General features: G+C 67.9%; 19 protein-coding genes. 10 read left to right on the forward strand and 9 right to left on the reverse strand.

Annotated elements, in window-relative coordinates; all coding sequences use genetic code 11:
• Positions 1–157: 157 nt before the first annotated feature.
• Positions 158–1,078 carry a dihydrodipicolinate synthase family protein gene (locus DVR07_RS02470; RefSeq protein ID WP_115795196.1) on the reverse strand — a complete coding sequence of 307 codons (921 nt, stop codon included), beginning with the start codon at positions 1,076–1,078 and terminating at the stop codon, positions 158–160.
• Positions 1,079–1,178: 100 nt separating this feature from the next.
• Between DVR07_RS02470 and DVR07_RS02475 the strand changes: the two genes are divergently transcribed.
• The gene (locus DVR07_RS02475; RefSeq protein ID WP_115795197.1) at positions 1,179–1,451 is read left to right on the forward strand and encodes a MoaD/ThiS family protein; all 273 of its coding nucleotides are present in this window, start codon (positions 1,179–1,181) and stop codon (positions 1,449–1,451) included.
• A 328-nt stretch (positions 1,452–1,779) separates the two neighbouring features.
• On the opposite strand, the gene DVR07_RS02480 is transcribed toward DVR07_RS02475, so the two are convergent.
• The 3 genes from DVR07_RS02480 to DVR07_RS02485 form a co-directional block, all read right to left on the reverse strand.
• Positions 1,780–3,087 carry an HAD family hydrolase gene (locus DVR07_RS02480; protein ID WP_115795198.1) on the reverse strand — a complete coding sequence of 436 codons (1,308 nt, stop codon included), beginning with the start codon at positions 3,085–3,087 and terminating at the stop codon, positions 1,780–1,782.
• 381 nt (positions 3,088–3,468) lie between these two features.
• A complete protein-coding gene (locus DVR07_RS21290; protein ID WP_162829405.1) occupies positions 3,469–3,609 on the reverse strand; it encodes a hypothetical protein in 141 nt (46 codons plus the stop codon).
• A gap of 80 nt (positions 3,610–3,689) precedes the next feature.
• Complete coding sequence (locus DVR07_RS02485; RefSeq protein WP_115795199.1) at positions 3,690–4,100, reverse strand: hypothetical protein; 411 nt, start codon at positions 4,098–4,100, stop codon at positions 3,690–3,692.
• 141 nt (positions 4,101–4,241) lie between these two features.
• Between DVR07_RS02485 and DVR07_RS02490 the strand changes: the two genes are divergently transcribed.
• The 6 genes from DVR07_RS02490 (at position 4,242) to DVR07_RS02515 (ending at position 9,492) form a co-directional block, all read left to right on the forward strand.
• Positions 4,242–5,207, forward strand: coding sequence for an AIR synthase family protein (locus DVR07_RS02490; protein ID WP_115795200.1), 966 nt, complete (start codon positions 4,242–4,244; stop codon positions 5,205–5,207).
• Positions 5,208–5,322: 115 nt separating this feature from the next.
• Positions 5,323–6,390: a glucose 1-dehydrogenase gene (locus DVR07_RS02495; protein ID WP_115795201.1), complete on the forward strand. Its 1,068-nt coding sequence runs from the start codon at positions 5,323–5,325 to the stop codon at positions 6,388–6,390.
• On the forward strand, positions 6,387–7,031 hold the full coding sequence (gene gfcR, locus DVR07_RS02500; RefSeq protein WP_115795202.1) for a transcriptional regulator GfcR: 645 nt from the start codon (positions 6,387–6,389) through the stop codon (positions 7,029–7,031). Before DVR07_RS02495 ends, gfcR begins: the two co-directional genes overlap by 4 nt.
• Positions 7,032–7,068: 37 nt before the next feature.
• Positions 7,069–7,410: a glutaredoxin family protein gene (locus tag DVR07_RS02505; protein WP_115795203.1), complete on the forward strand. Its 342-nt coding sequence runs from the start codon at positions 7,069–7,071 to the stop codon at positions 7,408–7,410.
• Positions 7,411–7,522: 112 nt separating this feature from the next.
• Positions 7,523–8,104, forward strand: coding sequence for a DUF7110 family protein (locus DVR07_RS02510; RefSeq protein ID WP_115795204.1), 582 nt, complete (start codon positions 7,523–7,525; stop codon positions 8,102–8,104).
• A 416-nt stretch (positions 8,105–8,520) separates the two neighbouring features.
• Positions 8,521–9,492, forward strand: a complete 972-nt coding sequence (locus DVR07_RS02515; RefSeq protein ID WP_115795205.1) for a phosphoadenosine phosphosulfate reductase family protein — start codon at positions 8,521–8,523, stop codon at positions 9,490–9,492.
• Positions 9,493–9,735: 243 nt separating this feature from the next.
• Here the strand turns inward: DVR07_RS02515 and DVR07_RS02520 are convergent, their stop codons facing one another.
• The 4 genes from DVR07_RS02520 to DVR07_RS02535 all read right to left on the reverse strand — a co-directional run bounded on the left by DVR07_RS02520 (position 9,736) and on the right by DVR07_RS02535 (position 12,255).
• The gene (locus DVR07_RS02520; RefSeq protein ID WP_115795206.1) at positions 9,736–9,927 is read right to left on the reverse strand and encodes a DUF7333 family protein; all 192 of its coding nucleotides are present in this window, start codon (positions 9,925–9,927) and stop codon (positions 9,736–9,738) included.
• A 37-nt stretch (positions 9,928–9,964) separates the two neighbouring features.
• On the reverse strand, positions 9,965–10,708 hold the full coding sequence (locus DVR07_RS02525; RefSeq protein WP_115795207.1) for a hypothetical protein: 744 nt from the start codon (positions 10,706–10,708) through the stop codon (positions 9,965–9,967).
• Positions 10,709–10,818: 110 nt separating this feature from the next.
• Positions 10,819–11,337, reverse strand: a complete 519-nt coding sequence (locus tag DVR07_RS02530; RefSeq protein WP_115795208.1) for a DUF1707 domain-containing protein — start codon at positions 11,335–11,337, stop codon at positions 10,819–10,821.
• An 84-nt stretch (positions 11,338–11,421) separates the two neighbouring features.
• Positions 11,422–12,255, reverse strand: a complete 834-nt coding sequence (locus DVR07_RS02535; RefSeq protein WP_115795209.1) for an aldo/keto reductase — start codon at positions 12,253–12,255, stop codon at positions 11,422–11,424.
• A 156-nt stretch (positions 12,256–12,411) separates the two neighbouring features.
• Between DVR07_RS02535 and DVR07_RS02540 the strand changes: the two genes are divergently transcribed.
• Complete coding sequence (locus DVR07_RS02540) at positions 12,412–13,113, forward strand: helix-turn-helix domain-containing protein (RefSeq protein ID WP_115795210.1); 702 nt, start codon at positions 12,412–12,414, stop codon at positions 13,111–13,113.
• A gap of 66 nt (positions 13,114–13,179) precedes the next feature.
• Here the strand turns inward: DVR07_RS02540 and DVR07_RS02545 are convergent, their stop codons facing one another.
• Positions 13,180–14,022 (reverse strand): SDR family oxidoreductase, encoded by an 843-nt coding sequence (locus DVR07_RS02545; RefSeq protein WP_115795211.1) that lies wholly within the window; start codon positions 14,020–14,022, stop codon positions 13,180–13,182.
• Positions 14,023–14,207: 185 nt separating this feature from the next.
• On the opposite strand from DVR07_RS02545, the gene DVR07_RS02550 reads away from it, so the two are divergent.
• Together DVR07_RS02550 and DVR07_RS02555 are read left to right on the forward strand one after the other, a co-directional pair.
• A complete protein-coding gene (locus DVR07_RS02550) occupies positions 14,208–15,632 on the forward strand; it encodes an ABC transporter substrate-binding protein (RefSeq protein ID WP_205410976.1) in 1,425 nt (474 codons plus the stop codon).
• A gap of 3 nt (positions 15,633–15,635) precedes the next feature.
• Entirely contained in the window at positions 15,636–16,457 is an 822-nt protein-coding gene (locus tag DVR07_RS02555; RefSeq protein ID WP_115795213.1) for an ABC transporter ATP-binding protein, read from the forward strand.
• The last annotated feature ends 84 nt before the right edge of the window (positions 16,458–16,541 follow it).

Raw genomic sequence — 16,541 nt, forward strand, 5'->3', positions numbered from 1 at the left:
CTCCGCGGTCGCGGGGCCGAGCCGCGTCCGCCCGACTCGACTCGTGTGATAACTATTAGCACACCAGGGCATTAAACCCTCCGACTGTTCGGCCGAAATCATGCGGAACCGAGCGGAACGAACCGGAAAACAAAAGGAAGACGGGCGGGTCCGCGAGTCAGAGCAGGCCGAGGTCCGAGAGGTCGTCCCGGAGCTGTTCGCGGTCCTCGTCGTCCATCGTCCGGAGCGGGCTCCGGAGCGGCCCGACGTCGAACCCGACGTCCCGGAGGCCGAGCGCGGTCTTGACCCCCGCCATGTACGGGCCGCGCTTCAGGGCCGACCGCACGTCGTACACCTCGCTCTGGAGCCGGCGGGCGCGCTCCTCGTCGCCCTCGTCGTAGGCGTCGTAGAGGTCCGCGACCAGTTCCGGGAAGGCGTTGGCGACCGCGCTCACCAGCCCCGCGCAGCCGACCTCCAGGCCGGGGAACAGCAGCGAGTCCGACCCCGCGAGGAACGTGAGTTCCGGGTGGGCGTCGATGGCCTGGCCGAGCCACGGCACGTCCTTGCTGGAGTCCTTGAGCCCGACCAGGTTGTCGATGTCGGCGAGCGCGTCGAGCGTCTCCAGCGACAGCGAGTTGCCGGTCTTGCTCGGGATGTGGTAGACGTACACGGGGAGGTCGACCGCCTCGGCGACCCGCCGGTAGTGGGCGACCGCCGCGTCGTGGTCGAGCGGGTAGTAGTACGGGGTGACGACCACGACGCCGTCGGCGCCGACCCGCTCGGCGTGCCGGGCGTGGGCCTCCGTCTCGCGCGTGCTGGGTGCGCCGACGCCCGCGATGACCGGGACGTCGCCGTCGATCTCCCCGACCACGGCCTCGACCACGCCCTCGCGCTCGTCGGGGGTCAGCAGCGGGAACTCGCCGTTGGTCCCGAGCGGGAAGACGCCGTGGGCGCCCCGGTCCGCGACGAAGCGGGCGTGGGCCGCGGTCGCCTCGTAGTCGACCGATTCGTCCGCGTCGAACGCCGTGACGGTCGGCGGGACGACCCCGTGCAGACCGACGGGGTCGTCGCTACCGGGCGCCGGTGCGTTGTTCACCATGCCGGGAAAGTGGCGGGCCGCGTCCTTAAGCGATTCCGTCCCGGCAGGACTATTTCGCGTGTGAGTAAACTTTTAGTCCCTGGGGTCACGATGAAGGTGTATGAACGTCACCGTGGAACTCACCGGCACTCTCGTCGCCCGCACCGGCACGCGCAAGGCCCGCGTGGCGGTGCCCGACGACGCGACGGTCGCGGACGTGGTGGACGCACTCGCCGACCAGTACGGCCCGCAGGTCCGCGCTGGAGTCCTGGACGGCCAGCGCCTCCGCTCGGACACCGTGGTCGTCCGCGAGTCGTTCGACTCGACCGAGACGCTCTCGACGGGGAGCCCCCTGGAGAACGGCGATACGGTCCGGTTCCGACTGAACGTCTGAAACTGGCCATTCTTCGTTTCTGGGTTCTCTCCCCCGACCTCTTTCGTCGCTTCTCTGTCGAGCGTCGACGACCGCAAGAGCGACTGGTTCACCTCGACCCCGGCGCGCGCCGGCGCGACCTCGTGTCGCGCCGAGTCGCGCGAGGGACGAGCATCGCAGGGAGGAGCGAAGTGACGACCGAGAAGCGCAGGCGGTTGGGGAGGCGTGAGGCTGTCGCGGTGCCGTGCGGTTGCGGTACATAGGTGACGGCAGTAGCTAGCTTCTACGGTGCTTCATTGGAGTTGTAACCGAAATTCTCCACAACCACAAAAATCGCTGCACGAGCCCCTCATCCCAGGTTCGCCAGCCGGTTCAGCGCGAAGATTGTCCGGAGCACGTCGCCGGCCTTGCCGCGGTCGAACACCAGCTCGTCCGTGCGAATCACGTGGTCGAGCACGTCGCGGGAGGCGTGCTCCGGGGCGGCCGCGATGCCCGCGTCGTTTTCCGCGACCCACTCCATCACCCGGAGGTCGCTCTTGCTGTCGCCCAGCACCGCCGCGAAGGGGTCGTCGATGCCCAGCACCTCGAAGGCGGCCTCGACGCCGACGACCTTGTTGAGTTCGAGGCTCCCGATCTCGGCGGCGTCGGCCTCGTAGTAGGCCACGTCGATGCGCTCGAAGGTGTCTTGAATCGGGTCGGGCACGTCCTCGGGCCCACAGTCGGGCGTCTCGCCCTCGCGTTCGAGCACGCCGCGGATCTCGGGGTCCTGCTCGACGTAGTAGGCCCGCGCCCAGTCGCCGGCGCGGTCTCCGGCTACCGAGTCGTCCCCGGCGCTCTCGTTCGGGTCTGCGTCCGCGCTCGGAGTGGCTTCCCCGTCACCGGCCTCCGCCGCGACCGCGTCGCCGAGCAGGTCGAGTTCGTACACCAGCGCGCGGTCGATGACCGCGCGGGCGTCGTCGCTGCCGGTCTCGAAGTTGGGCTTCATGGTGACGTTGAACTCGTTGCCCTGGAGGTGACACCCCCGGCGCAGTTCCTCGGGGGCCTCCGAGAGCACCCGGGAGCGCACCGCGTCGAAGATGGCCCGGACGTCGTCGTCGAGGTCGTCGTAGAGCAGGCGCTTGGTGTCCGCGCCGTGGCCGGGCGTGAACACCCCGGTGCCGGCCTCGTAGACCACCGAGAGGTCCCCGGAGTGGACGATCTCGTTGCCCAGTCCCTGGATGAGAAAGCCCTTGACGTTCTCGAGGGTCTGGCCGGTGCAGACCACGATGGGCGTGCCGGCCTCGTGGAACTCGGTCAGCAGGTGGAGCGTCTCGCGGGGGATCTCGTTGTCGGTGCCGCCGGCCGAGCGCAGGGTCTCGTCGACGTCGAGCACCAGCACGTTCACACCGCGGTCGTGCTTGGCGTGGAGGTCGAGCGCGGTGAACGCCTGGTCGCGCGTGGCCCGCGCCGCGAGCTCGCAGAAGGTCTCGCCCGTCGCGGAGAACGCCTCTCGAATCTCGGTCTTCCGGTCGTCGAGTTCGTCGCCGACCTCCTGCCAGTGCTCGAGGGCGACCCGCGAGTCGACCGGCGGGAACAGGTCCACGAAGTCCTGGAGCGCCCGGAGGGTCGCCGCGTCGAACTCGTCGTAGAGTCGATAGAGCTGGTCGTACCGCTCCATGCCGGCAGTGGGTCGCTCGCGGGGATAAAGGGCGGGGGTCGGTGTGAAAAACGGGTAGAGACATTCTTCTTGAGCTTCGGACACGATTTCTGGCTCTGAATTAAAGTGGATGTTGGGCAGGAGCTAGCTACTGCCGTCACCGATGAGTTTCCGCACAGCACCGCAACCGCGGGCCTCACCCCTCCCCAGCCTCGGCGGTCGCAGCAACGCGACCGCCTCCCTCGCGCGGCGTGGCGGACCCCGAGGGGCCGCCGTGGGAGCAAGCTCCCACGAGCCTGCACTCGCTCCGCTCGTGCAGACGCCAGCGCGCGCCGACCGCTGTCTGCCCCGGATGCTACTGGAGCGACTCGTCTCTCGAAAAGAGTCCACGTCCGCTTCCACTCACCGCACCCGGTCGAACACCGTGCAGTCGCACCGGCGACACGTCCGGCGGTTGAACCGGTAGGTCTTCCCGCAGTCGTGACACCGCCACGTCGGCCGGAGCACGTCGAGCTTCGCGTCGAGGGCTTCGGGGAGTTCCATGCCAGTCCCACGCACCGAGCCGCTAAATCCCTGACGCGTCGCTCAGTCGCCACGTCGGCGTCCGAGCGCCGGAATCGGACTCAGGACTTCTCCTCCGGGACGGCTGTCTCGGCCGCTTCGAGTCGGTCGACCCTGTCGCGGAGGTCGACGTAGTAGTCGTCGCGCTGGGTCCACAGGTAGCCCACTGCGAGTCCCACTGCGACGGCGGTCAGCGGTTCGCCCAGCGCGAGCCACGTCAGCCCGGTCAGCGCGACGCCCGCGGTCCACTCGACGGCCCGCCCGACCCGACCGAGTCGGAACCGGACCAGCCGCACTTCCAAGTCCGGCGGGGCGAGCCCTTGGAGCACGAGGACCAGTCCGGCGAACAGCACGACCGCGAACGGCACCAGGTGGACCGGATTCCCCACGTCGACGCGGAGCCGCAGCAGCGCGACCAGGTAGGCGACGGCGGCCGCGCCGGCGAGCGCGTCCCACTCCGAGAGCGAGGACATTGGACGTGGACGAAACGACGCTCGGAGTGTTAATTCTTCGGTGCTGACGGTTCGATCGCCTCGGAGACCCGTCGGTCCCCGCCGACCCCGCGTCACTCGCCAGTCGCCGCACCTTAGGCCCCCGACCTCCGAGGCACGGGTATGCTCGGCAAACTCGACCCCGACGACCTCGCTCGTGTCCTCTCGCGCACGGGTGCGCGTGATGACTCGGTACTGATGGGCCCGAAGTACGGCGAGGACGCGGCGGCGATGCGACTCGACGACGGGAGCGTCCTGGTGGCCAACTCCGACCCGCTCTCGCTGGCGAAGGAGCGACTCGGCACGCTCGCGGTTCACGTCGCGTGCAACGACGTCGCCGCCTGCGGGGCCGACCCGCGGTGGCTGACGAACGTGATGTTCCTGCCCGACGACGACCGGGAAACTCTGGACGCGCTGACGACCCAGATGGACGAGGAGGCCCGCGAGCTGGGCGTCACCATCGTCGGCGGCCACTCCGAGTTCGTCCCCGCGCTGGAGCGGCCGATGGTATCGATGACCGCGCTGGGGCTGGCCGACGAGTACGTCCCGACCGGCGGGGCCGAGCCCGGCGACAGCCTCGTCCTCACCAAGGGCGCGGGCATCGAGGGGACCGCGGTGCTGGCGACCGACTTCCGCGACGACCTCGCCCTGTCGGCCGACGTCCTCGAACGCGCCGAGGACTTCTTCGGCGACATCAGCGTCGTGCCCGACGCCCGAGTGCTCCGGGAGTCGGCCACCGCGATGCACGACCCCACCGAGGGCGGCCTGGTCACCGGACTGGTCGAACTCGCCAGCGCCTCGGGCGTCCGCCTCGAGGTCGACCGGAGCGCGGTCCCGGTCCGCGAGGAGACCGCCGAAATCTGCGAGGCGATGGGCGTCGACCCGCTTCGAATCTTCGGGTCGGGCGCGCTGCTGGCGGCGGTCCCCGAGCACGAGTGCGACGACGCCCTCGCGGCGCTCGACGCCGAGGGAATCGAGGCGAGCGAGATCGGCGTCGTGGCCGGCGAAACCGACGACCCGGGCGTCGCACTCGACGGCGACCTCGTCACCGAGGCGGTCCGCGACGACCTCTACGACCTCTGGGAGTAGGTCGCTACGCCGTTCTCTCCGGCGCACACCCATCCAGCGGGGCCACTTCTCCTGACGCAAGATGTTTACTCGATATAGAATAAATCTTTAGACCCTCCCGCCCCAACCGACACCCATGCAAGCAGTTGTCATCGAGCGGGGCGCGACCTCGCCGACGGTCGCCGAGGTGCCGCGTCCGGAGCCCGAACCCGGGGAAGCGCTGGTCCGGACGCTCCGGGTCGGCGTCGACGGCACCGACCACGAGGTCATCGAGGGGAGCCACGGTGCGTTCCCCGAAGGCGAGGAGTACATGGTGCTGGGCCACGAGGCGGTCGGCGTGGTCGTCGACGGCACCGACACGGTCTTCGAACCGGGTGACGTGGTCGCCCCGACCGTCCGACGGCGCCCCGCGTCGGGGACCAACGAGTACTTCGAGCGCGGTCAGCCCGACATGGCGCCGCCCGGCGAGTACGTCGAACGGGGCATCGACGGCGCCCACGGCTTCATGGCCGAGTACTTCACCAGCCCCGCCGAGTCGCTGGTGCCGGTGCCCGACGACCTCGCCGAGTGGGGCTTTCTGGTCGAACCCGTCAGCATCACCGAGAAGGCGCTCGACCACGCCGACGCCTCCCGGTCGGCGTTCGACTGGGAGCCCGAGACGGGACTCGTCCTCGGCAACGGGAGCCTGGGCCTGCTCACGCTCGCCATGCTCGAATCGCGCGGCTACGACCGCACCTACTGCCTGGGTCGGCGCGACCGGCCGGACCCGACCGTCGACCTCATCGAGCGGCTCGGCGCGACCTACGTCGACTCGCGGGAGACGCCGGTGCCCGAGATCCCCGACGCCCACGAGCCGATGGACCTCGTCTACGAGGCCACCGGCTACGCGAAGCACGCCTTCGAGTGCATCGAGGCGCTCGCGCCCGGCGGGGTCGGGGCGCTGCTGGGCGTGCCCGAACCCTGGGAGTTCGAGATCGACGGCGGGCGGCTCCACAAGGAGTTCGTGATGGGGAACAAGGCGCTGGTCGGCAGCGTCAACTCCGACGTCCCCCACTTCGAGGCCGCGGTCCGGACCCTCCGGGACCTCCCGGCGTGGTTCCTCGACGACCTGGTCACGGGCGTCCACGGCCTCGACGACTACCGGGCCGCATTTGCGGATGACGAAACGACAATAAAGACCGCGGTCCAATTCGACCAGATATGAAGAACGTCGACGACCTCATCGAGAGCGCGGCCGAACTCGCCGACCAGGGGCTGTCGAAGGGCGAGATCGCCGACGAGCTCAACGTCTCGCGGGAGACCGCGAGCTGGCTGGTCGAGCGCAGCGGCACCGGAACCGAGACGCCGACGACCCCGCGACCCGAACCCACCGGCGGCCCCCACGACATCCACGTCGACTGGTCGGCGCTCGGCCGGGACAGCAGCCGGCTCTACCACGCCGGGGCCGCGATGGCCGACCTCATGGCCAAGCAGGGCGAGGAGGTCGACCTGACCATCGGCATCGAGAAGGCGGGCGCGCCGCTGGCCACCGCGGTCGCGCGCGAACTCGACACCGACCTCGGCACCTACGCCCCAAGCAAGCACCAGTGGGAGGAGGGCGACATCGAGGACCTCGGCGGCACCTTCTCGCGGAACTTCGCCCAGATACGCGACCGCGAGTGTTACGTGGTCGACGACACCATCACCAGCGGGACCACCATGACCGAGACCGTCGAGTCCATCCGCGAGGAGGGCGGCACGCCGGTCGGCTGCGTCGTCCTGGTCGACAAGCAGGGCGTCGACGAGGTCGAGGGCGTCCCGGTCCACTCGCTCATCAACGTCGTGCGGGTCGGCAACGACGAGTAACGCAACTTCTTTGCGCACGGGGGCCGTATCGAACGGCATGACCTTCCAACCCGAGAGCGACCTGAGCGAGGAGGAGGTCCGCGAGCGCGTCGATTCGGCAATCGCGGACAACGACGTCGTGCTGTTCATGAAGGGCAACGAGCTGATGCCCCAGTGCGGCTACTCCCAGAAGGCGCTCGAACTCATCCAGCAGCACCGCGACGACTACGAGACCGTCGACGTGCTCGACGCGCTCCCCGAGTTCCGGACCGCGCTCGAGGACCACAGCGGGTGGGAGACCATCCCCCAGACGTTCGTCGACGGCGAGTTCGTCGGCGGCAGCGACGTGCTGGGAGAGCTCGACGAGCGGGGCGAGCTGGGCGAGACGCTGTCGGCGTAATCCGATACTAGATTGACACAATCCGGAACTGAAAGGGTAGGTCATATATGTTCGGACCACCTACGTTTCCGTGTACCGTGTCGTCAGCCGGGAACCTGCGTGTAACTCACAAATGACGGGGCAAGTATATCGACTTCACTCGACGCTCGAACTGCCGCTGGAAACTGTGTACGACCACTTCGAGGACGACCCCGACCTGCCGCCCAAGATCGCCAGCGTCGACATCACCCGGCGCAAGAACACGCTCATCATCAGCGCGGTGGCCGACGACGACAGCATCAGCAAGTACACGCCGACCGCCCAGTTGAAGGCCAGCATCTCCGAGACCCGCGTCTACACCGAGGAGGAGCAGAAGCGACGCGAGGGGCCTCGCTGGGGTGACGACGTCGAGGAAGAGGAGGAGGACGACGAACCGATGGGCGAACTCATCGAGGTCGCCGCGTTCAAGGGCGACCGGGAGACCGTCCTCCAGAACACGGCGCTCCAGTACCCGATGTTCCTCGTGCTCTGCGACATCGCGCGCCTCGCCGAGAAGGGGACGCTCACCGCGATCACCGAGCAGGACGGCGAACTCCAGGCCACCCGCATCGTCGACGGGGAGGACCGCCCCGCCTCCATCGAGGTGGTCGAGGGACCGACCTCCTCGAACTCCGGCTCCGGCGGCGTCGACTGGCGCGACAACGAGTTCATCTAAACAACCTTTTGCTGCGCTCGCGCCACGAGCGGCGCTCGCTTGCAAAACGTTGACGAAAAACACGGCGTCACCCCCTCACTCGTCCCTCGCTTGTTCGCGGCTTCGCCACTCACATTCGCGGCGCTCCGCGCCGCGCTACCGCTCGGGACTCGTCGAGGGTTCCTTGGTCTACTCGCTCACTCGCTGCGCTCGTTCGCTCGCAGTACTACCTATCGTGCGCGAGCCTCCGGTCGCTGCAAAAAGATGAAGTAATCGGGGTTCACGCGGATTCCTGTACGTCAGTCGAAGCGTCGAGGTGTGCCATCAGCCACCACGCAGAATCGCGGTAGAAGACGCCTGCAAGGTAGTTTACGCGGCCTGAAACGATGGAGAGCCGAAAAGCACTTTAGGCCGGTAATTATATCTAATTACGAACGATGGCAGAAGACTTCCCCGACTACGTGGACGTCGACTACACCGACGGCGAAGGCGAGGACCCCGAGGACTACGCTTCGATGGAGCACAAGATCGAGAAGGCCATCGAGGTCACTCGGCAGGGCCTCGAGGAGTACGAGAATCCGGCCGTGATGTGGACCGGCGGCAAGGACTCGACGCTGACGCTGTACTTCATCAAGGAGGTCGCCGACAAGTACGACCTCGAGACCCCGCCCGCGGTGTTCATCGACCACTACCAGCACTTCGACGACATCCACGACTTCGTGGATAAGTGGGCCGACGAGTGGGACCTGGAGGTCGTCTACGCCCGCAACGAGGACGTCGGCGAGTACGCCCAGGAGAACGACCTCGAACCCGGCGACGACATCCCCATCGACGCGCTGAACGAGCACAACCAGCACCACGTCCGCGACATCCTCGAGTACGAGGAGGACGAGTTCCCGTTCCTGCTCGACACCTACGTCGGCAACCACCTGCTGAAGACGGTGGCGCTCAACGACGCCATCGAGGAGCACGACATCGACGGCATCATCTCGGGCGTGCGCTGGGACGAGCAGGAGGCCCGGGCCGACGAGACGTTCTTCAGCCCGCGCCACGACCCCGACATCTACCCGCCCCACGACCGCGTCCAGCCCATCCTCCAGTTCGACGAGCGCGCGGTCTGGGACACCTTCTGGCACTACGTCGTGCCCGACACCGTCGAGGAGTACCCCGACGACGGCTACGTGCCCCAGGACCACGACGACCTGCCGAACGACCTCACGCAGGACGACATCCCGGTCAGCCCCAAGTACTTCGCCGGGTTCCGGTCGCTGGGCAGCGAGGTCAGCACCGAGAAGACCACCGAGGACCCCGCGTGGCTCCAGGACCTCGACGACACCACCGAGCGCGCCGGCCGCGCCCAGGACAAGGAGGACCTCATGGAGCGCCTCCGCGACCTGGGCTACATGTGAACCTTTTCCTGCGGTCGAGAGCGCCGTAGGCGCTCTCTCCCTGGGAAAACGTTCATGAAAAACACGTCGTCACCCCCTCACTCACGCGCTGACGGCGCGTGAGTTCGAGGGTTCCTCGGTCCGCTCGCTCACTTCGTTCGCTCGCGGTCTAACTGCTGGTGCTTGACCGCACAGTCCGCGGTCGCGGACGGCGGGTCGCGGACCGCGTCCTTTCTTTTCGATCAGTTGGCCGAATCCGGCCCGTCAGTGCATCGCCCGGTACTCGCCGTGCTTGACGCCGAGCAGGAGCGCGATCAGACCGAACACCAGCATCGACGGGGCCACCATCATCAGTACCGTGCTCGTGGCCATGAAGTCCATGGCGATGAGTCCTACCGTTCCGAGGGCGACGATGGCGAGCAACACTGCACCGGTTACAGGTGCGTTGAACTCCATACGCGACTCTCGGGACGATGAAAGCAAAAGCGTTGCTCTACTCTCCCTTGGGCCGGACGACGTCGGCCAGCGTCACCAGCAGACCCAGCAACCACCCCGTCGGCACCGAGAGACCGAACCACATCGCCACGTAGTTCGCGCCCTCGAGGGTGAACTGCTCGCGGAGGAACGTGTTGAGGCCCCAGAGGTCGAGCGGGTTGTCGAGCAGCCAGACCGCCAGCGTGTAGCTCTTGGGGAAGATCACCTCCGAGAGGGTCGGGGAGTACAGCGCCGCGACGACCGGCGGCAGGAAGACGGCCGTCATCGCGAACGGGTAGGCGAAAAGCACCGTGCTGAGCCGGCCCCCGCGGGTCCCCGAGACGTACGCCAGCACCGCCGCCACGGTGGCGACTCCCCCGGCGACCGCGACCGCCAGGAAGCCGTCGGTCGAGAAGCGCACCCGGGCGAGCGCGGTCAGTCCGCCCCACACGAGTATCGACAGCACCAGCACGCCCACGACGCCGAGTCGGGTCGCGGTCCCGTCTATCTTCCGGGTGTAGTAGCGGGCCGCGAAGCCGAACAGCGTCAGGGGGTAGAGCAGCGCCACGACCGCCGTTCCGACCGCGCTCCACGCGCCGTACGCCACCTTCCCCGACGTCGAGGTCGGTTCCCACTTGCCGAGGACGCCGCTCTGGTTCCCGCGCTGCCGGGGGAAGAACAGCGCCATCCAACTCTCGTGCAGCCGCTGCAGGTCGTATCGGATCGCTCCGACGAGGCCGGTACCGCTTGTTCCGCCGTGCATCTGCGTTTTAATACGTTACGGCCGTTATGAAGTTTCGGGGTCGTTCCGGCGGAACGGTGTCGATTCTGCCCCCAGAAATGTAGGGTTATTACCACTTCGAGACCGGCCACCTACCGGTTCCGGGAGCGTTCGCGGTGCGTGTCGGTTTCCCGACGGCGCTCTCGCTCTCCGCTCGACTGACCACTCGGCCGGGAGTCGTCTCCGCGCTCGCTCGTCGCCAGCACCGAGTCGAGGCGGTGCTCGAACTCGTCCTGGCTCAGTTCCCCGGCGGCGTACCGACGCTTGAGGACGTCCTCGGCGGTCTGGCGCTCGTCGTCCGGGCCGGCGGCGCCGTCGGGGTACGCGGCCGCCGACTCCACGTTGCCGATGAGCGAGAGGTAGACCGGCCAGAGCGATACGACTCCGACCAGGAGCGCCGGCACGCTGAGGACGACCATGAGCAGGGCCGTCACGAAGGCCGCGAAGCTCCCTGCGCTGCCGAGGACGGCGACTCCGCCGAGGAACATGAACGGCGCGAGCAGCAGCGCCGGCCCGCCGAGCAGGGTCCGGCCGAGCGCGCCGTCGGGCGTGTAGTGCTCGACGAGTCGATGGAGGGCGCGGACGGTGGAATCGTCGGGCGAGTCGATCATCGTCCGCAGCGACGGAGACCTATCAGTAAAACATTTTGTTCTCCCCGTCGGAACGGAACTCCCGCGCCCGCCGGGCCGCCTCGGTCAGTTCCACGGCGCGAAGCCGGGGTCGACCTGGCGCTCGCGGTCGTCGATGGACTCGATCTTCTCGACGTCCTCGTCGTCGAGTTCGAGGTCGCGCGCCCCCCAGTTGTCCCGGATGTGGTCCTCGCTGGAGGCCTTCGGAATCGCGGCCACGCCGTCGCGCTGGAGCAGCCAGGCCAGGCTGACCTGTGCGGCCGAGGCGTCGTGCTTCTCGGCGACGTCCCGAATTTCGGGGACGTCGAACACCTTGCCGCGGGCCAGCGGCGAGTACGCCACGAGGTTGACGTCGTGTTCGCGGCCGTACTCCACGAGCTCGTCCTGCGGGAGCAGCGGATGCATCTCGACCTGATTCGCGAACAGCGGCGCGTCGAGCACCTCGCGGGCCTCGTCGAGGTGCCGGGGCTCGAAGTTCGAGACGCCGACGTTCTCGACGAGCCCCTCGTCGTACAGTTCGTCGAACGCCGAGAGCGTGTCCTCGGGGTCGTACTCGCGTGCCGGCCAGTGGACGTACAGCAGGTCGAGGTAGTCGACCCCGAGCCGGTCGAGGCTCTCCCTCGTGGTCTCGATGACGTCGTCGTGAGTCAGGTTGCTCGTCCAGATCTTGGTCGCGAGGAAGACGTCGTCGCGGTCCACGTCGGCGTCGGCGATGCCCCGACCGACGTGCTCCTCGTTGTCGTATATCTGGGCGGTGTCGACGTGGCGGTACCCCATCTCCAGGGCCTGCCGGACGCTTTCGGCGCACGTCCCGGCGTCGGTGTTCTCCCACGTGCCGATTCCGAGCCGCGGCATCCCGTCGAGCGTAGACGCGTCTCCGCGTTCCTCGCGCTGAGCCATAACAAGAGAGTGTAGGGCCACGCCGTGGAAAGCAGTTACGGCGTCGGAAAGATGCGGGTCGCCGCCGACGGCCCGCCTCCGGCGATGATTGCCGGAACCGAAGATAAAATCTTTTTACCTGCCTCGCGTATGGGGTCGGATAGCAAGGGCAGGCCCATGATAGACATCACGATGGACATGGAGCAGTACGACTGCCCGTTTATCGACACGACCGACGACCACGCGGTGGGGTTCTCGGCCGTCCAGTGGGACTTCGACCGGACGGAGCGCCGGCTCGAGACCCGGCTGATGGTCGAGGGCGAGGACCGGGACGAACTCACCGCGGGGCTGGGCTCCCTGCGGGATCACGACAACATGCACAACTACGACCTGCTCACCCGCAGGGGCAACGTCGCCCACATCCGGACGGTCATCGGCGAGACCGACGCGATGGCCGCCATCCGGGAGAACGACGGCTACATCACCGGCCCCTTCCACATAAAGGAGGGCAGCGAGATCTGGCACGTCGGCTTCGACGACGTCGAGCGCGAGGACACCACGCTGGCCGAGCTCGAACGCGACAACGAGTTCGACGTGCTCGACCGCAACAACACCGAGATTCCGGACCTCCAGGGGTTCGTCCAGAACGCGGGCGCCGCGATGACCCTCATCGAGGGGTGCCGGGACCTCTCGGACGTCGAGCGCGAGACCCTCGAGACCGCCGTCAGCGACGGCTACTTCGAGAGCCCCCGCGGCGCGACCCTGGGCCACCTCGCCGACGAGTTCGACGTCTCGAAGCCCGCGGTGTCGAAGAACCTCCGGCGGGGCCAGCAGAAGATGATCGAGCGCGTCGTCGAGGCGCTCGACGAACTGGAGTAGGCGGTTCACGGCTGGGACGGTCTCTGCGTCGTGGTCCCGCTGTGGAATCCGGGGAGAGACCGCGGCTCACTCGTAGGTCAGCGTCATCCCGTCGTCGAACCGGAGGTCGCCGCCGTTGAGGTGGTCGGCGTGCTTCGAGAAGCCGAACGCGAAGAGGTTGGCCACCTCGGCGGGCGTCATCATCTCGTCGGTGCGCGACTGGCCGAGCATCACGTCCTCGACGACCTCCCGGTTCGAGATGCCGCGCTGCTCGGCGGTGTCCGGAATCTGGTCGGTCACGAGCGGCGTCTTGACGTAGCCCGTGCTGACCGAGAACGCGCGGACGTCCCCATCTCCCTCGGCCGCGATGGACTGGGTGAGCCCCCGGAGGCCGAACTTCGCGACGTTGTAGGCCACCTTGTCGGCGGTGACGTAGTGGCCGTGGACCGAGGCCATGTTGCCGACGCAGCCGACGCCGGTCTCGCGCATGTGCGGGAGACACTCCCTGGCGAGCTGGACCGGCGCGCGGAGCATGACCTCCTGTATCCGGTCGTAGGCGTCCATCGGGAACTCCTCGATGGGGTCGATGTGCTGCATCCCGGCGATGTTCGCGAGGAAGGCGAGGTCGCCGTACTCGGCCGCCGCCTCGACGATGTCGGGCACGTCCTCGCGGAGGTCGCCCGCGACGGTCTCGACGGTCCCCTCGACCCCGAGGTCGGCGGCCCGGTCGCGGGTGTCGGCCAGGCCGTCCTCGTCGACGTCGGTGCCGACCACGGTCAGGCCGTTTTCCGCGAGCACCAGCGCGGTCGCCCGGCCGATGCCGGAGGCCGCGCCCGTGACGAGCGCGACGTGCTCGGGGGCGAACCGGTCGTCCTCGATGACGAACGCGTCGTCGGTCGCGAGCTCCGGAGCGGTGACTTCGTCGGACATATCGGAACGCACACCCCCGAGGAGTGAAAAACCGGAGGTTAACCGATGAACGAACAGGTCACTCCCCCCGAGTCGGCGCGGACGCGAGCGCGCTCTCGCCGCCTCGCGACGGCGTCCCGCCGGGTCGTTCACATGTTAACCCCGCAGTATTTGCCGAACGCAGGAATCTATACCAATCTGTTATGGTGGATGACAGTGTTTCACGACGGCGATGGCTCGCGGCGCTCGGGGCGACCGGAGCGGCGGGCTTCGCCGGATGCGTGGGCGGTGACGGTGGACAGAACACGACGACCGAATCGGCGGGCGGCGATACGACGGAGGGCGGCATGAACGAGACCACGACGAAGACGACGACGCAGTCGAACGCCTCCGGGACGGTCAAGATCGGCGTCCTCCAGCCGACGTCGGGCGACATCAAGTACTACGGCCAGCAGGCGCTGTGGGGCTTCTACTCCGGGCTTGCGTACAAGGGCGACACCGACCCCATCCAGGGGTCGAGCACCGGGACCAAGACCGTCTCGGTCGGCGACGTCGACTACGAACTCGTCGTGCGCGACACCGGGTTCGCCGCCGACCAGGCCCAGACGCTGGCGACCGACCTCGTGCAGAACGAGGAGGTCGACATGCTCTTCGGCTGCGCGTCGTCCGGGGCGGCCAACCGCGTCATCAAGACCGTGGTCAAGCAGGCCCAGATACCGTACATGGTGGGGCCGGCGGCGTCGGCCGCCATCACCAGCAGTTCCGAGACCTGCGGGAACCTCGTGTTCCGCGCGAGCGAGAACACCGCGATGGACGCCCGGTCGGGCGGGAAGTACGTAGCCAACCAGACCGACGTGAGCAAGGTGTTCCTGTTCGGCGCCGACTACTCGTTCGGCCAGGCGGTCGTGAACAACTACGAGCAGGTGCTCGAGGCCGAGGGCGTCGAGATCGTCGGCAAGAAGTTCGTGCCGCCGGGCCACTCCGAGTGGAAGGGCCTGCTCGACAACGCCCAGAGCGCGGGCGCCGAGGGCATCGTGGGCGGGTTCACCGTCAACACCCTCCCGAAGCTGTTCACCGCGTTCCTCAACGGGAACTACGACTACCGCGTCTTCGGCGGGTTCGCCACCCGCATCACCAACGCCGTGGTGGGCCAGACCCTCCAGAAGGCGCTGGGCAAGCCCCTGACGAAGGAGAAGATCCAGAGCGCGAACATGGGGCCGTTCACGACGCGCTACCACTGGAACCAGTACGACAACGACATCAACAGCGCGTTCGTCGACAGCTACACCAGCGCCTACGGCGTCGTGCCCGACCTGTTCACGTCCGGGACGTTCACGGCCGCCTCGGCCATCGTCCAGGCGGTCAACGAGAGCGGTTCGACAGAGGGCGCCGACGTCGCCGAGGCGCTCCACGGGATGACGGTCAAAGATACTCCCAAGGGCGAGGGCGGCTACACCTTCCAGGAGTACAACAACCAGGCCCGGTCGGCGATGACCGTGGCCGACGTCGTGCCCACCACCGACGAGTGGGCCGACTCCTGGAAGGCGGCGGTCATGCCCAGCGAACCGCTGGCCACCATCGACGCCTCGGAGACGACTATCCCGAAGAGCGGCGTCGACTGCTCGCTGTAGGCCATGTTGCGAACCTCGGGACTGACGAAGGAGTTCGGCGGCCTCACCGCCGTCAACGACGTCGACTTCGCGCTCGACGACGGCGAGCTCTGCTCGCTCATCGGGCCGAACGGCGCGGGCAAGACGACGTTCTTCAACCTGCTGACCGGCGTGCTGTCCCCGACCGAGGGCACCATCGAGGTGCGCGACGGGGGGAACTGGAGAGACGTCACCGACGCCACGCCGTACGAGACGGCGAACCTCGGCCTCCACCGGTCGTACCAGATCACGAACGTCTTCCCGACCAGCACGGTGCTGGAGAACGTCCGGGTCGCGGCCCAGGCCGCCAGCGACGACGGGCTGAAGCTCTGGCGCAACGCCGGGGCCTTCGAGGAGCACATCGAGGAGGCCCACCGGATACTCGAGCGGGTCGGTCTCGCCGACGAGGCCGAGACCACCGCCGAGAGCCTCAGCCACGGCGCCAAGCGCCAACTGGAGGTCGCGGTGGCGCTCGCGGGCGACCCCGACGTGCTCCTGCTGGACGAGCCCAACGCGGGCGTCTCCTCGGAGAGCGTCGGCGACATCATCGACCTCATCGAGGACGTGGCGACCGACCACGCCGTGCTGCTGGTCGAGCACAACATGGACATCGTGATGAACGTCTCGGACCGGGTCGTGGTGCTCAACCAGGGCGCGGTCATCGCCGAGGGCGACCCCGCCGAGGTCCGGAACGACCCCACGGTCCAGGAGGCGTACCTCGGCGGCTACGAGGCCGGCAGCCTCGACCGGGACGCAGAGACGCCCACCGAGGAGTCCGGGGCCGACCCGGAGGAGGGCGCGGCGTGAGCGCGGCGCACCGATTTTTCGTACAACTGCGCGCAGCCACGCAGTCCACCAGCAGACGGTCGGTACAGAACCACGCGTCTGGGT

Source organism: Halorussus rarus, assembly GCF_003369835.1.
Classification (GTDB): Archaea; Halobacteriota; Halobacteria; order Halobacteriales; family Haladaptataceae; genus Halorussus; species Halorussus rarus.

Excerpts from the sequence above, each read along its gene's own strand:
- DVR07_RS02495 (WP_115795201.1), top strand. The coding sequence starts at position 5,323 with ATGCAAGCAGTTGTCATCGAGCGGGGCGCGACCTCGCCGACGGTCGCC.
- DVR07_RS02515 (WP_115795205.1), top strand. The coding sequence starts at position 8,521 with ATGGCAGAAGACTTCCCCGACTACGTGGACGTCGACTACACCGACGGC.
- gfcR (WP_115795202.1), top strand. The coding sequence starts at position 6,387 with ATGAAGAACGTCGACGACCTCATCGAGAGCGCGGCCGAACTCGCCGAC.
- DVR07_RS02520 (WP_115795206.1), bottom strand. The coding sequence starts at position 9,927 with ATGGAGTTCAACGCACCTGTAACCGGTGCAGTGTTGCTCGCCATCGTC.
- DVR07_RS02470 (WP_115795196.1), bottom strand. The coding sequence starts at position 1,078 with ATGGTGAACAACGCACCGGCGCCCGGTAGCGACGACCCCGTCGGTCTG.
- DVR07_RS02490 (WP_115795200.1), top strand. The coding sequence starts at position 4,242 with ATGCTCGGCAAACTCGACCCCGACGACCTCGCTCGTGTCCTCTCGCGC.
- DVR07_RS02510 (WP_115795204.1), top strand. The coding sequence starts at position 7,523 with ATGACGGGGCAAGTATATCGACTTCACTCGACGCTCGAACTGCCGCTG.
- DVR07_RS02555 (WP_115795213.1), top strand. The coding sequence starts at position 15,636 with ATGTTGCGAACCTCGGGACTGACGAAGGAGTTCGGCGGCCTCACCGCC.
- DVR07_RS02505 (WP_115795203.1), top strand. The coding sequence starts at position 7,069 with ATGACCTTCCAACCCGAGAGCGACCTGAGCGAGGAGGAGGTCCGCGAG.
- DVR07_RS02525 (WP_115795207.1), bottom strand. The coding sequence starts at position 10,708 with ATGCACGGCGGAACAAGCGGTACCGGCCTCGTCGGAGCGATCCGATAC.
- DVR07_RS21290 (WP_162829405.1), bottom strand. The coding sequence starts at position 3,609 with ATGGAACTCCCCGAAGCCCTCGACGCGAAGCTCGACGTGCTCCGGCCG.
- DVR07_RS02545 (WP_115795211.1), bottom strand. The coding sequence starts at position 14,022 with ATGTCCGACGAAGTCACCGCTCCGGAGCTCGCGACCGACGACGCGTTC.
- DVR07_RS02535 (WP_115795209.1), bottom strand. The coding sequence starts at position 12,255 with ATGGCTCAGCGCGAGGAACGCGGAGACGCGTCTACGCTCGACGGGATG.
- DVR07_RS02480 (WP_115795198.1), bottom strand. The coding sequence starts at position 3,087 with ATGGAGCGGTACGACCAGCTCTATCGACTCTACGACGAGTTCGACGCG.
- DVR07_RS02540 (WP_115795210.1), top strand. The coding sequence starts at position 12,412 with ATGATAGACATCACGATGGACATGGAGCAGTACGACTGCCCGTTTATC.
- DVR07_RS02530 (WP_115795208.1), bottom strand. The coding sequence starts at position 11,337 with ATGATCGACTCGCCCGACGATTCCACCGTCCGCGCCCTCCATCGACTC.
- DVR07_RS02485 (WP_115795199.1), bottom strand. The coding sequence starts at position 4,100 with ATGTCCTCGCTCTCGGAGTGGGACGCGCTCGCCGGCGCGGCCGCCGTC.
- DVR07_RS02475 (WP_115795197.1), top strand. The coding sequence starts at position 1,179 with ATGAACGTCACCGTGGAACTCACCGGCACTCTCGTCGCCCGCACCGGC.